Below are 13,691 nucleotides of genomic sequence, written 5' to 3'. Positions count from 1 at the left end.
CTTTTTCTAACTTAAAAAGTTATTTTTTCTGAACAGTCTCATTTAAATTTATCACTATTTATTGTATAATGAGTAGTAATAAATTTATTTTGGAGTTCTTCATGCGCAAGCAAACAATCTTAATCCCAACCTTATCTGCCCTCTTATTCTCGACAGCAATTTTATCCAATAAAGTATATGCTGACGAGGCAAATGCTGCTAAGCAGGCAGATGCTCAGGCGGACTCTATCCAGTTAGCAAATTCGGGGCAAGCAACAGGCATTGAAGAACCTGCAGCCGGACCGGAGGCAACCTCTGAAAAGACGATTGCGGCCAAGTCGAATGAAAAAAATCTAACGACTGAGCTCCTAGCTTCTGAGGCGAACACTCAAAATAAACAAGAACAAGAAACTCCAATCACCCCCAAAGCTAGCGCTACAGAAATAGCTGTTGAAACTGCGTCAAAGTCTGATTCGGACATCACGATTATTCATACCAATGATGTCCACGGACGACTGGTCGAAGATGATAAGAATGGTGTTATTGGCGATGCCAAGCTAGCCAATATTGTAAAAAAATCTCGCCAGCAGGGTGAAACACTTGTTTTTGATGCAGGAGATGCCTTCCAAGGCTTACCAATTTCTAACAGCAGTCAGGGAGAGGCTATGGCTGATGTCATGAACACTATCGGCTATGATGCCATGACTGTGGGTAATCATGAGTTTGATTTTGGCCTCTACCAATTGAAACGTCTCAAGGAGAAGTTGCAGTTTCCTATCATCAGTTCCAATATCTATGTTAATGGCGCTCGACTCTTTGCACCGTCAACGATTATTGATAAAACTCCAAATCAAGATGGCGATGAATTCGTTGTTATTGGAGTTACGACGCCTGAGACAGCTACCAAAACTCATCCCAATAACATTAAAGGGGTAACTTTTGCTGATCCAATCACGGAAGTTAATAATGTTATTGCTCAAACTGAGGCTCAGGCCCGGGCAGAAGGAAAACAGTACCACAATTATGTGATTTTAAGTCACCTTGGCGTTGATGCAACAACCAAGAAAGAATGGCGAGGCGATAGCTTAGCTCACGCCTTAGCTAACAATAAATTGTTAAAAGGTAAAAATGTCATCTTAATTGATGGGCACTCTCACACGGTCTTGCACTTAAATGATGGGAATGTTACTTACAATCAAACTGGCAGTTATCTCAACAACGTTGGACATATTACGCTGAATTCTGAGCGTGTCCTGTCTGCAGGGGTCATCACAGCTGAGCAAGCGATGACTGTTACACCCGATCCAGCTGTTGCCGGTCTGCTTGAAAGAATTCAGGCTAAATACTTGGCAGAAAGTTCAAAGGTTGTTAGAGCAAACAGCCCTGTTGAGTTAAATGGCGACCGTATGAATGTTCGAGTGCGGCAAACTAATCTTGGCGATGCTGTTGCTGACTCGCTTCTAGCCTACGGTCAAACAGGTTTTAAGCATAAGTCTAACTTAGCAGCTACTAACGGAGGAGGACTGCGGGAGACCATTAAGCAAGATCAGCCAATTACCAAAGGGGATATCACAGCTGTCTTGCCTTTTGGCAACAGTGTAGCTCAAATTAAAGTGACTGGTCAGAATATCCTTGATATGTTCAAGACTTCGCTTGGTTCAATTACTCAGCTCGATTCGTCAGGTCAGCCAATCTTAGATGAAGCCGATAATCCTCTTTTAGAGCCCAGTGGCGGATTCTTACAAGTAGCAGGTGCTCGTGTCTATTACGATACTAACTTAGCAGCTGATCAACGCATCCTAGGTATCCAAATCTGGGATCCAGAGAGCGACAGCTATCTGGCATTGGACTTGTCAAAAACCTATTATTTAGCTACTAATGATTTCTTAGCAGCTGGCGGAGATGATTACAGCATGCTGGGCGGCCCTCGCGAAGAAGGACCATCTATGGATCAAGTCTTTACGGATTATCTCAAATCAGATGTAGATTTGTCACAGTATAAGGAAGTTACTCCCAATGATCGAGTAATTTCCATTTCTGCAACTCATTACTATGACAAGGATTGGATTAAGCGGCACATTAGACAGCCTCACCGTATTCCAAAGCTATCCCCTCTGAAACCTAAGCCTGCCCCCGCACCAAATCGCGGTTCAAACGGGAAGCCTGATCCAAGCAATCAACTTTCCATTCCAAAAAAGGACGAAACAGCAGATTTAGCAGGATTGCCTGATAAAAATAAGACCGATAAAGACCTTGTTCAGTCTAAAGCTGATTCTATTTCCGATACCATCAAAGAAATGGACAAACAGCTAGAGATCAACAAGACTCTTGATGACTTAAAAAAGGCTAAGGATGACCCAAAGTCGCAATCAGATAACGCTGCTATAGAGGGCAATAAACCAGCTTCTGGTAAGGTTGATCTGCCAGATGTTAGTTCTCCGGCTGCTGGCAATGCTGGTGGTTCCGGTTCAAATTCTGGTGGACAATCAGGAACTGGCCCAGCCGATTCCAACCTAGAGGCCAGTTCACGTCCTAGTGGAACAAGGACTGATGTTGCTACGAATAATCGCTTTAACGAAATTTTGGTCAGTGTTGTTGGTGTGACCATCATTGCAGCTGGCGCCGTTGCAGACCACTTGCGAGTCCGTAGACGTAAATAAGTAGAATAAATAAAAAGGACATCCTTGCTGGATGCCCTTTTTGCGCTAATACTAGACTTATTTTTTAGGGTGTTGGTGGGTCAGATTTAATCCGAAGGGAACTAAACTTTCTTCCTTATTTCTAATGCGCACCATATTATCCTTGTGTCGTGTAATAATGATCAAGGCCAAACAAGAGACGACCAGAGTAAAGAGCCAGTCGTAGCTCGGCAGGATGAAGTGGATAGCAGGAAAAGTGAAGAGAGTCACCAGTCCGAGTAAAGAAACGGCGATACTCGAAAAAGAAATCATACTGGTTAAGAAGAGGATTGTGAAGAAGATGGCCAGTAGGAAGAGACAGTAAAGGGGGCTGAAGCCCAAGAGAACACCGGCACTGGTGGCGACTGCCTTGCCTCCCTTGAAGCTGGCAAAGATAGGAAAAGTATGCCCTATAACGGCGAAGAAACCAATGATGAGGGGAGAAATAGTAGCTGCCCCGCACCAGATAGGCAGAAGGACAGCCAAGGTACCCTTGAGCATATCAATCAAAAAGGTAACTGTTCCAGCTGTTTTTCCCAATACACGGAAGGTATTGGTCGTCCCAGTATTTCCGCTGCCATATTCGCGAATATTTTTGTGGTAGAAAATCTTACCAATCCAAAGCCCCGAGGGAATAGAGCCCATGAGGTAGGCAATGACGATAAAAATAATAGATTCCATGCTATCATTATATCAAAAATTAAGACCTGATGACAGCTTTCTTGGAAGAAAGCCTACCAAAAAGCGTAATTAGAGCCTTGCGGCTAAATTTTTTTGCAAATTCCCTCAAAAACTTGTAATATAAGAGGGATGAATAATTGGGAGGTCAACGTTGACTAAAAAAGAAATTTCAATTACTAATTATAATGATGATGCCATTCAGGTACTAGAAGGGTTGGATGCAGTCCGCAAACGTCCTGGGATGTATATCGGCTCGACCGATGGAACGGGCCTCCACCACCTAGTTTGGGAGATTGTCGATAATGCTGTCGATGAAGCCCTGTCTGGTTTTGGGGATCGCATTGAAGTGATCCTTCATCAAGACGGTTCGGTCAGCGTGACCGATAGTGGTCGGGGGATGCCGACTGGCATGCATGCTACAGGCAAGCCTACAGTCGAGGTCATTTTTACCGTGCTCCATGCCGGGGGTAAATTCGGCCAAGGCGGGTACAAGACTTCTGGCGGTCTGCACGGGGTCGGATCTTCTGTTGTCAATGCCCTGTCCAGCTGGCTGGAAGTTGAGATTACCCGTGACGGAGCTGTTTACAAGCAACGCTTTGAAAATGGGGGCAAACCCGTTACTACCTTAGAAAAAATCGGAACGGCACCGAAGTCCAAGTCAGGCACCAAGGTCACCTTTAAGCCTGATGATACCATTTTTTCAACAACTGATTTCAAATTTAATACCATTTCTGAGCGGCTCAAGGAATCAGCCTTCCTACTCAAGGAAGTGACTCTGGTCCTCAAGGACGAACGCACAGATGAAGCAGCTGAATTTCATTATGAAAATGGCGTACAGGATTTTGTTTCCTATCTCAATGAAGATAAGGAAACCCTGACCCCCGTTATCTATTTTGAAGGAGAAGACCAAGGCTTCCAAGTTCAGGTCGCCATGCAGTACAACGATGGCTTTTCAGATAATATTTTATCTTTTGTTAATAATGTCCGCACCAAGGACGGAGGAACTCATGAGACAGGACTAAAAACAGCCATCACAAAGGCCATGAATGATTATGCCAGAAAGACAGGCCTGCTCAAGGATAAGGACAAAAATCTGGAAGGTTCAGATTACCGCGAAGGCCTCTCTGCCGTCTTATCTATTCTGGTTCCTGAGGAACATCTGCAGTTTGAAGGGCAAACCAAGGACAAGCTGGGCAGTCCTCTGGCTCGCCCTGTTGTTGATAGCTTGGTTTCAGATCAGTTAACCTTCTTCCTTATGGAAAATGGTGAGCTGGCCTCCAGTTTGGTTCGTAAGGCAATCAAAGCGCGTGACGCCCGTGAAGCAGCTCGCAAGGCCCGAGATGAAAGCCGTAATGGTAAGAAAAATAAAAAGGATAAGGGGCTTCTTTCAGGAAAACTGACCCCTGCTCAATCTAGAAATTCTAAGAAAAATGAACTCTACCTAGTCGAAGGAGATTCAGCCGGCGGATCAGCTAAGCAGGGACGTGACCGCAAGTTCCAAGCTATTCTACCACTGAGGGGGAAGGTGCTTAATACAGAAAAAGCCAAGATGCCCGATATCCTCAAGAATGAGGAGATCAATACCATGATTTACACGATTGGTGCTGGCGTTGGACCGGACTTCAATCTTAATGACATCAACTATGATAAGATTATCATCATGACTGATGCGGATACCGATGGTGCCCATATCCAAACCTTGCTTTTGACCTTTTTCTACCGTTACATGCGTCCTCTAGTCGAAGCAGGGCATGTCTATATTGCTCTGCCGCCCCTCTATAAAATGTCCAAGGGCAAGGGTAAGAAGGAGCAGGTAGCATACGCCTGGACGGATGGTGAGCTGGAGGAGCTCCGTCAGAAATTTGGTAAAGGCTCAGTTCTTCAGCGCTACAAGGGGCTGGGCGAGATGAATGCTGACCAGCTCTGGGAAACAACCATGGATCCTGACAATCGCACCCTGATTCGTGTAACTATCGAAGACCTAGCCCGTGCCGAACGCCGTGTCTCCGTCCTCATGGGAGACAAACCTGCCCCACGCCGCCAATGGATTGAGGATAATGTCAAGTTTACCTTGGAAGAAAGTACGGTGTTTTAACTCTTGATGTCTCGGAGGAAATTCTATGGTTTTAGAGAATAAATTAGGCCTGACAGATTCTCTTGAGCTTTCAAAAGCTGAGGAAAAAATCAGTAAAGAGAAGGCAAAACGCCTATTTGAAGAAGAATTATTGGCTGATAAGAAGGCGGGAACTTACAAAACCTTAGCCTTTATTCATAAATTTTTATTTGAAGATCTTTATGGTTTTGCAGGGAAATTACGTGCTGTTGACTTGGCTAAAGGCGGTTTTCGATTTGCCCCCTTGTTACATTTGAAGGGATCGCTTGAAACGATTGAGAAAATGCCACAAGATAGTTTTGATCATATTGTTGAAAAATACGTTGAGATGAACATCGCCCACCCTTTCCGAGAAGGAAATGGGCGGAGCATGCGTCTTTGGCTGGACCATTTGTTGAAACATGAACTTGGTTATGTTATCGATTGGTCAAAAGTGGATAAAGAAGATTATTTATTGGGAATGGAGCGAAGCCCAATCCGAGATATTGAAATCAAGTATGTCTTAAAACAAGCTCTGGCTGGTGACATCAATAACCGTGAATTGTACATGAAAGGTGTTGACCACAGTTATGATTACGAAGGCTATCGCCTTTATCGAACAGAGGAATTGTGAGTTTTTCTAGGATAATTTATAGGAGGCAGAATGAAGCACGAATGGATTATAGAACTTACAAAGGCTATAGACTCAACTGATTGGATTTCAAATGTAATTCAAATTTTGTTAGGGGTAATTTCTATTATTGCCCCAATGATTTTTGCTTATTGGGTTTCAAAAAAAGATACTAAAGAAATCGATGAGCGTCAGAAAAGACTTGAGGACAATATAAAATTATTATCAGAATATCAAGGGAAGAACAGACGGTGTTTTAATCTAACACTTTTCATTAGTAAAAAAGTTCTTCAATGAAAAGGTAGAAGTCATCGTAGGTGTTTTTGCTCGAAATTATTTCATTTATGATAGAAAGTGAAAATATGAATGATAATATAACAAGTGGTTTAATAGGGGCGGTAGTCGTAGGTTTCTTAACGTTAATTGTTGCCTACACTGACTATAGACGCTCTTTGGATGGTGATTCTAAATGGCGTTCAAAATTGTTTGACGCTGCTTCTGCTCCGGAGATTACACTTAAAGAAGTTCAGACTCTAAGAACAGCCTTGCGTTATGATCCAATTAAAGGTATGCAAAAAAACACTTTTGACTGGATATCCAATATCATGATTTATTATTGTGATTATCTTGGATTGAAATATTTCAAGAGAAAAGCTTCCTTGTCATATCAGGAACAAGAAATTGTGAGAGTTTTTATTAGGTGTTTACTGAAAAATCATTGGGAATTTAATGCTTCGATGATATCCTCATTAAGGATATTCAAAAATCATAATAATCGGTCTAAACAACGGGATTTTATTCGTGAAACTTATGAGAAGGTGGATAGAATATGTAAGACCGTGGAAAGTAATGATGAAAAGGATCTAATTGAAAAACTTAATGAACAAATGATGGGAAAAAATTAATATGAAATTAGAGGTTACTATCTTAAAAGAGAATGATAAAGGAAGTGGAACAAACAATTTTTCAGTAGATAAAAAAATATGTACAACCTAATGAGAAAAGTGAGGAAAATAACGCCATGACAATAGGAACAAAATTAATAAATGGCTGTATTGTGATTCTTGCTATGAGTATGGTTGCAGTTAACCTTTATAGTGATATCGATCAAAAATTTAATATATCGTTCCAAACTAATGTTTTAGCAGTTTTGTTAGTGATATTCCTTGTCATAATCGGATTATTTTGGAATAAAGATAAGTAGCTAATAGTAGTCTTTGAGACCCAGTTCTCAAAGATTTATAATGGAAGTGTACTGACACCTTTTCGCTTGCATTTTCGAAGACTAAGAAAAATAATATTTAATAAGCCACTCCGGCTAGGAGAAGAAACCAAAGAAACAAAGAAAGGAATGTTCAGCTAGTAGAAGCAACTGAACACGCCCTAAAGACTGTGTCAAAGAGATAAATCGTCTAGAAAATCTTGATTTTCTGCCGATTTCCTATTTTGACTTTGTCTTTTTTACGGGCTTTGTATCTTAATTATGTCAAACATTCAAAACATGTCCCTTGAGGACATCATGGGAGAGCGCTTTGGGCGCTACTCTAAATACATTATTCAAGAGCGGGCTCTGCCTGATATTCGCGATGGTTTGAAGCCAGTACAGCGCCGTATCCTTTATTCTATGAACAAGGATGGCAATACCCATGACAAGGGTTACCGTAAGTCTGCCAAGTCGGTCGGTAATATCATGGGGAACTTTCACCCGCACGGGGATTCATCCATTTATGATGCCATGGTGCGCATGTCTCAAGACTGGAAGAACCGTGAGATCTTGGTAGAAATGCACGGGAACAATGGTTCCATGGATGGTGACCCGCCGGCCGCTATGCGGTATACGGAGGCTCGCCTGTCAGAGATTGCCGGCTACCTCCTTCAAGACATCGACAAGGATACCGTGCCTTGGGCATGGAACTTTGACGATACAGAGAAAGAACCGACAGTCCTGCCGGCTGCCTTTCCTAACCTTTTGGTCAATGGAGCAACCGGTATTTCGGCTGGTTATGCGACGGATATTCCCCCCCACAATCTAGCTGAGGTCATTGATGCAGTTATCTATATGATTGACCATCCTAAGGCTACGGTTGATAAACTCATGGAATTCATGCCTGGACCAGATCTGCCGACTGGGGCCATTATCCAAGGAGCTGACGAAATTCGTAAAGCTTATGAAACTGGTAAAGGGCGTGTGGTTGTGCGTTCGCGTACAGAGATTGAACCTCTCAAGGGTGGCAAAGAGCAAATTATTGTTACCGAGATTCCTTATGATGTCAACAAGGCCCTGCTGGTTAAGAAGATTGACGATGTTCGTATCAACAATAAAGTACCTGGCATCGCCGAAGTGCGGGACGAATCTGACCGCGATGGTTTACGTATTGCCATTGAGCTTAAGAAGGATGCGGATAGTCAAGCGATTCTTAACTACCTGCTCAAATATACCGACCTGCAAATTAATTATAACTTTAACATGGTGGCTATTGACAATTTCACGCCAAGACAAGTTGGGATTATTCCAATTCTGACTAGTTATATTGCCCACCGGCGAGATATTATCGTAGCCCGCTCTAAATTCGATAAGCAGAAGGCTGAAAAGCGTCTCCATATTGTAGAAGGACTGATTAGGGTTCTCTCTATTCTGGATGAAGTGATTGCCTTGATTCGGGCTTCGGAAAATAAGGCGGATGCTAAGGAAAACCTTAAGGTCTCTTATGACTTTACCGAGGAGCAAGCTGAAGCTATTGTAACCTTGCAACTCTATCGTCTGACCAATACTGACATCGTCACTTTGGAAGAGGAAGATGCAGCTCTGCGGGAGCAAATTGCCACCCTTAAGGCGATCATCGGTGACGAACGGACCATGTATAATCTCATGAAACGTGAACTCCGTGAGGTTAAAAAGAAATTTGGCAACCCTCGTCGTTCAGAACTGCAGGCCCAAGCACAAGCGATTGAAATTGATACAGCCAGCCTAATTGTCGAAGAAGATACCTATGTCAGCTTAACTCGCAGCGGCTATGTCAAACGAACCAGCCCGCGTTCCTACAATGCGTCTACACCTGAAGAACTAGGCAAGCGGGATGACGATCGAGTCGTTATCATTGCGCCGGCCAAGACAACCCAGCACCTGCTGATTTTTACCAATCTTGGCAATGTCATTTACCGACCGATTCATGAACTGACTGATATTCGCTGGAAAGATATCGGTGAGCACCTCTCACAAACGGTAACAAATTTTACGACCGATGAAGAGGTACTCTACGCCGAAATCATTGATGACTTCATCCCTGAGACCTACTTTGCAGTGACTAAGCAAGGGCAAATCAAGCGAGTGGATCGGACTGAGTTCCAGCCATGGCGGAGCTATAAAACCAAATCAGTTAAATATGCCAAACTCAAAGGTGAAGAAGATCAGGTTGTTACCATTGCCCCAATCAAGCTGGATCAGGTCATGATAATCACTGAAAAAGGCTATGCCCTGCACTTCTCTATTGAAGAAGTCCCTGTTGTTGGTGCTAAAGCAGCAGGAGTCAAGGCTATCAACCTTAAAGATGGTGATACCGTTAAGGCAGCATTTATTGCCAATACTAAATCCTTCTTTATTCTGACTCAACGCGGCAGTCTCAAGCGGATGGCTCTGGATGACATTCCGCTAGCCAAGCGGGCAGGGCGTGGTCTGCAAGTTCTCAGAGAACTCAAGTCCAAACCTCACCGTATCTTCCTAGCGGGGCCAGTCCTGTCAGATGCCAATACCCAAGACCTTGACCTCTTCAGCACAGAAGTCCAAGAATCTAATGACCAACAGATTTTGGAAGTTATGTCTAAGACCGGTAAGATTGAACAAGTTAACTTGGTTGACCTAGGTCTATCTGAGCGTACTAGCAACGGCAGTTTCATTTCAGATACCATCTCAGATGAAGGAGTCTATAGAGCAGAAGTGAAATAGACATTCTATGAAGTTAGATAAGCCCATTATCTAGCTTTTTTTTTATTGGGCTCATTGCCAACTATAATAAGTAACTGATACTAAGCAGAAAAGATTAGTGATTATGATTGCTTGATACAAACTATAGATAAATCGCCAAATTTACAAAAAACTTTTGAAAATCTTATGAGGTTATTATCGTTAGGCTAGCCCCCCAAAAAAGCATTGGAAGAGTTAGTTCATCACTATCAGATTTTCCAAAGCAGTAGGCACAGAATCAGGAGAGTTTGTCAGTAACCAATAACAAAAAGGAATTGCTTGAAAATGAGTAGCTCTTCCTATTAACCAAATTTTCTGAATTTTTCCACAAAAGCCTTGAAAAAGCAACTAAAAAGGACTACAATAGAATCACATTACCTGTTAGAAAGAGGGATTGATTTATGACAGTTGATTTAGATTGGGAAAACTTGGGTTTCGAGTATCACAAACTTCCTTATCGCTACCTTTCTTATTACAAGGATGGTAAATGGGATGAAGGTAAACTGACGGAAGATGCCACGCTGCATATTTCTGAAAGCTCTCCGGCTTTGCATTATGGTCAACAAGCTTTTGAAGGATTGAAGGCTTATCGCACCAAAGATGGTTCCGTTCAACTTTTTCGTCCTGACCAAAATGCGGCCCGCCTGCAACGAACAGCTGACCGTCTCTTGATGCCACAAGTACCGACTGATAAGTTTATTGATGCTTGTAAGCAAGTTGTTAAGGCTAATGAAGACTATGTACCGCCTTACGGCACAGGAGCCACCCTTTATCTGCGTCCTCTTTTGATTGGGGTCGGCGATGTTATCGGGGTACACCCAGCTGATGAATATATTTTTACAGTATTTGCTATGCCGGTTGGTAACTATTTCAAAGGTGGCTTACAGCCAACTAACTTCTTGATTCAAGACGACTATGACCGAGCTGCTCCTCATGGTACAGGCGCTGCTAAGGTTGGTGGTAATTATGCAGCCAGTCTTATGCCTGGTGACATTGCTCACAATACAGGCTTTTCAGATGTTATCTATCTGGACCCCGCTACCCACACGAAGATTGAAGAAGTGGGGTCAGCAAACTTCTTCGGTATCAGCAAGGATGATGAATTTGTAACGCCGCTCAGTCCATCTATCCTGCCATCTATCACTAAATACTCCTTGCTTTATTTGGCAGAACATAATCTTGGTCTCAAGCCCGTTCAAGGTGATGTCTTTATTGATGATTTGGATCGCTTCAAAGAAGCCGGTGCTTGCGGTACCGCGGCAGTTATCTCCCCAATCGGTGGTGTTCAACACGGTGATAATTTCCATGTCTTTTACAGCGAAACAGAAGTAGGACCTATCACTCGTAAGCTTTACGACCTCTTGACTGGTATTCAATTTGGTGATGTCGAAGGCCCAGAAGGCTGGATTTATAAGGTCGATTAAAAGCTTATATACCTAATCAACTTCCTGAAAGTTTTAGTCTTGCAGGGAGTTTTCTTTTGGCTAAGATGCAATGAAAAACTACTAGTTAAAAATAAATAGCATTTCACCTTGCATGCCATCACGATTTTTTGTAAAATGAAAAGGAAATTTAATCAAAATAAGGAAGTAAACCATGGCAAAAAAAGATAAAAAAATTGAAATCCAGTTAGCGGATGCTCAAGTCCTTGTTTCAGGCAAGTGGTTGGCCGGCTACGAATTGACCATTGGGAAACGTACCGTCGGTCAAATCGTAGAAGTAGATGGTCAGTTTACGACTGTTGAAAAAGAAGGACTCAAAGATTCCTATAAAACCTTAGATCAGGCAATAGAATCAATCATCGAAAGTTACAACCTAAATCACTAAAAACTGTTGACATTAAGGGTTCCTTTATGTTAGAATGAACCCTAGTTGCACGGAAGGGTAGCGAAGAGGCTAAACGCGGCGGACTGTAAATCCGCTCCTTCGGGTTCGGGGGTTCGAATCCCTCCCCTTCCATCCATATTCAGGATACAAAGACAGTTTAAAAATCCGTATGAAATTAGAAAACTGACGAAGCGTTAGATATAACGCTAGGAAATTTATCTTTTTCACTAGGATTTTAAGTCGTGTTCAGCTTAGTTCTCTAGCTTGTCCTGAGTATTAAGTTATTTGCTTTTGGGGTATAGCCAAGCGGTAAGGCAAGGGACTTTGACTCCCTCATGCGTTGGTTCGAATCCAGCTACCCCAGTCTGAGGTTACGAGGTTAGTCCTTAAACCGCCAAGATGTCCTTGCGGGTTGCCTTAAGAAAATATAGTGTTGTCAAGGACTGGTTAGATCAGTTCTTGCTGGAGGTTTTTTTAGAATGAATGAATTTGAAGATTTGCTAAACAGTGTTAGCGAAGTTAACCCTGGTGACGTTGTCACTGCTGAAGTTTTGACAGTTGATAATGGTCAAGCAAACGTAATTATAGAAGGTACTGGTATCGAAGGTGTTTTAACTCTTCGTGAATTGACTAACGACCGTGAAGCTGACATTAACGACTTTGTTAAATCTGGTGATAAAATTGAAGTTCTTGTCCTTCGTCAAGTTGTTGGCAAAGACACAGATACCGTTACCTATCTTGTCTCTAAAAAACGCTTGGAAGCACGTAAAGCTTGGGATAAACTTGTCGGTCGTGAAGGTGAAGTCGTAACGGTTAAAGGAACTCGTGCTGTTAAAGGTGGACTGTCAGTAGAATTTGAAGGACTTCGTGGATTTATCCCGGCTTCAATGCTTGATACTCGTTTTGTTCGTAATACTGAACAATTTGTTGGTCAAGATATTGAAGCTAAAATCAAAGAAGTTGATCCAGCTGAAAATCGCTTCATTCTTTCACGTCGTGAAGTTGTGGAAGAAAAGAATGCAGCGGCTCGTCAAGAAATCTTCTCTAAGCTTGAAGTTGGTTCAGTTGTAAAAGGTAAAGTAGCTCGTTTAACTAGCTTTGGTGCTTTTGTCGACCTTGGCGGTGTTGATGGACTTGTTCACGTGACTGAGTTGTCTCATGAACGTAATGTATCACCTAAGTCAGTTGTTTCTGTTGGTGATGAAATTGATGTTAAAGTTCTTGCTATTGATGAAGAAGCAGGGCGTATCTCACTTTCATTGAAAGCTACAACCCCTGGACCATGGGATGGTGTTGAACAAAAATTAGCTGCTGGGGATGTTATCGACGGTAAAGTAAAACGTTTGACTGATTTCGGTGCTTTTGTTGAAGTTCTCCCTGGTATTGATGGACTTGTTCACATTTCACAAATTTCTCACAAACGTGTTGAAAATCCAAAAGATGTCCTTTCAGTAGGTCAAGAAGTTCAAGTGAAAGTTTTGTCAGTTGATGCTGATGCCGAGCGTGTATCATTGTCAATCAAAGCTCTTCAGGAACGTCCTGCTGATGCTGAAGGCCAAGGAGAAAAACGTCAATCACGTCCACGTCGTCAAAAACGTGAAAAACGCGATTACGAATTGCCAGAAACTCAAACAGGTTTCTCAATGGCAGATCTCTTTGGAGATATCGAATTGTAAGAAAAAACAGCCTACGGGCTGTTTTTTTGTGGCTACAAACGATGATAGATATTATCCAAAATCTTGTTTTGAACAGACAGCGATTTTTACATCAGAAATAGTCGAATCTTTTTCATATTTCAAAGAGCCTGATAGACTCACCGAATTCTTAGAGTGAGTCCTGTTC

Annotated in this window: 9 protein-coding genes, 2 tRNA genes and 1 pseudogene; 11 read left to right on the top strand and 1 reads right to left on the bottom strand. The window is 42.4% G+C overall.

The window, feature by feature from the left end:
• Positions 1-101: 101 nt before the first annotated feature.
• Positions 102-2,042: pseudogene (locus tag STRCR_RS09045) on the top strand (5'-nucleotidase C-terminal domain-containing protein); the annotation flags it as partial.
• A gap of 654 nt (positions 2,043-2,696) precedes the next feature.
• On the opposite strand, the gene plsY reads toward STRCR_RS09045, so the two are convergent.
• Positions 2,697-3,338, bottom strand: coding sequence for a glycerol-3-phosphate 1-O-acyltransferase PlsY (gene plsY / locus STRCR_RS09040; RefSeq protein WP_004225444.1), 642 nt, complete (start codon positions 3,336-3,338; stop codon positions 2,697-2,699).
• Between the two features lie 151 nt (positions 3,339-3,489).
• On the opposite strand from plsY, the gene parE reads away from it, so the two are divergent.
• The 10 genes from parE (at position 3,490) to rpsA (ending at position 13,525) form a co-directional block, all read left to right on the top strand.
• Positions 3,490-5,433 carry a DNA topoisomerase IV subunit B gene (gene parE, locus STRCR_RS09035; protein WP_004226938.1) on the top strand — a complete coding sequence of 648 codons (1,944 nt, stop codon included), beginning with the start codon at positions 3,490-3,492 and terminating at the stop codon, positions 5,431-5,433.
• A 25-nt stretch (positions 5,434-5,458) separates the two neighbouring features.
• Positions 5,459-6,064 (top strand): protein adenylyltransferase Fic, encoded by a 606-nt coding sequence (fic, locus tag STRCR_RS09030; RefSeq protein WP_004226915.1) that lies wholly within the window; start codon positions 5,459-5,461, stop codon positions 6,062-6,064.
• Between the two features lie 30 nt (positions 6,065-6,094).
• Positions 6,095-6,358 (top strand): hypothetical protein, encoded by a 264-nt coding sequence (locus tag STRCR_RS09025; RefSeq protein WP_004229597.1) that lies wholly within the window; start codon positions 6,095-6,097, stop codon positions 6,356-6,358.
• A 65-nt stretch (positions 6,359-6,423) separates the two neighbouring features.
• The gene (locus STRCR_RS11395; protein ID WP_004225882.1) at positions 6,424-6,966 is read left to right on the top strand and encodes a hypothetical protein; all 543 of its coding nucleotides are present in this window, start codon (positions 6,424-6,426) and stop codon (positions 6,964-6,966) included.
• A gap of 578 nt (positions 6,967-7,544) precedes the next feature.
• Complete coding sequence (parC, locus tag STRCR_RS09010) at positions 7,545-10,004, top strand: DNA topoisomerase IV subunit A (RefSeq protein ID WP_081478756.1); 2,460 nt, start codon at positions 7,545-7,547, stop codon at positions 10,002-10,004.
• 419 nt (positions 10,005-10,423) lie between these two features.
• Positions 10,424-11,446: a branched-chain amino acid aminotransferase gene (locus STRCR_RS09005; protein WP_004227632.1), complete on the top strand. Its 1,023-nt coding sequence runs from the start codon at positions 10,424-10,426 to the stop codon at positions 11,444-11,446.
• 172 nt (positions 11,447-11,618) lie between these two features.
• Positions 11,619-11,849 (top strand): DUF2969 domain-containing protein, encoded by a 231-nt coding sequence (locus STRCR_RS09000; protein ID WP_004229151.1) that lies wholly within the window; start codon positions 11,619-11,621, stop codon positions 11,847-11,849.
• 51 nt (positions 11,850-11,900) lie between these two features.
• Positions 11,901-11,981, top strand: a tRNA-Tyr gene (locus tag STRCR_RS08995).
• Positions 11,982-12,141: 160 nt separating this feature from the next.
• Positions 12,142-12,213, top strand: a tRNA-Gln gene (locus tag STRCR_RS08990).
• 115 nt (positions 12,214-12,328) lie between these two features.
• Positions 12,329-13,525, top strand: coding sequence for a 30S ribosomal protein S1 (gene rpsA / locus STRCR_RS08985; protein WP_004225457.1), 1,197 nt, complete (start codon positions 12,329-12,331; stop codon positions 13,523-13,525).
• Positions 13,526-13,691 lie beyond the last annotated feature (166 nt).

The sequence above is a fragment of the Streptococcus criceti HS-6 genome, assembly GCF_000187975.2.
GTDB lineage: Bacteria > Bacillota > Bacilli > Lactobacillales > Streptococcaceae > Streptococcus > Streptococcus criceti.
The sequence above is the reverse complement of the archived record's forward strand: the minus strand, read 5'-3'. Positions and strand labels throughout refer to the sequence as shown.

What these genes read in the sequence shown, in the direction of transcription:
- plsY (WP_004225444.1), bottom strand. Translation starts at nt 3,338, where the DNA reads ATGGAATCTATTATTTTTATCGTCATTGCCTACCTCATGGGCTCTATT.
- fic (WP_004226915.1), top strand. Translation starts at nt 5,459, where the DNA reads ATGGTTTTAGAGAATAAATTAGGCCTGACAGATTCTCTTGAGCTTTCA.
- STRCR_RS09025 (WP_004229597.1), top strand. Translation starts at nt 6,095, where the DNA reads ATGAAGCACGAATGGATTATAGAACTTACAAAGGCTATAGACTCAACT.
- STRCR_RS11395 (WP_004225882.1), top strand. Translation starts at nt 6,424, where the DNA reads ATGAATGATAATATAACAAGTGGTTTAATAGGGGCGGTAGTCGTAGGT.
- parC (WP_081478756.1), top strand. Translation starts at nt 7,545, where the DNA reads ATGTCAAACATTCAAAACATGTCCCTTGAGGACATCATGGGAGAGCGC.
- STRCR_RS09005 (WP_004227632.1), top strand. Translation starts at nt 10,424, where the DNA reads ATGACAGTTGATTTAGATTGGGAAAACTTGGGTTTCGAGTATCACAAA.
- STRCR_RS09000 (WP_004229151.1), top strand. Translation starts at nt 11,619, where the DNA reads ATGGCAAAAAAAGATAAAAAAATTGAAATCCAGTTAGCGGATGCTCAA.
- rpsA (WP_004225457.1), top strand. Translation starts at nt 12,329, where the DNA reads ATGAATGAATTTGAAGATTTGCTAAACAGTGTTAGCGAAGTTAACCCT.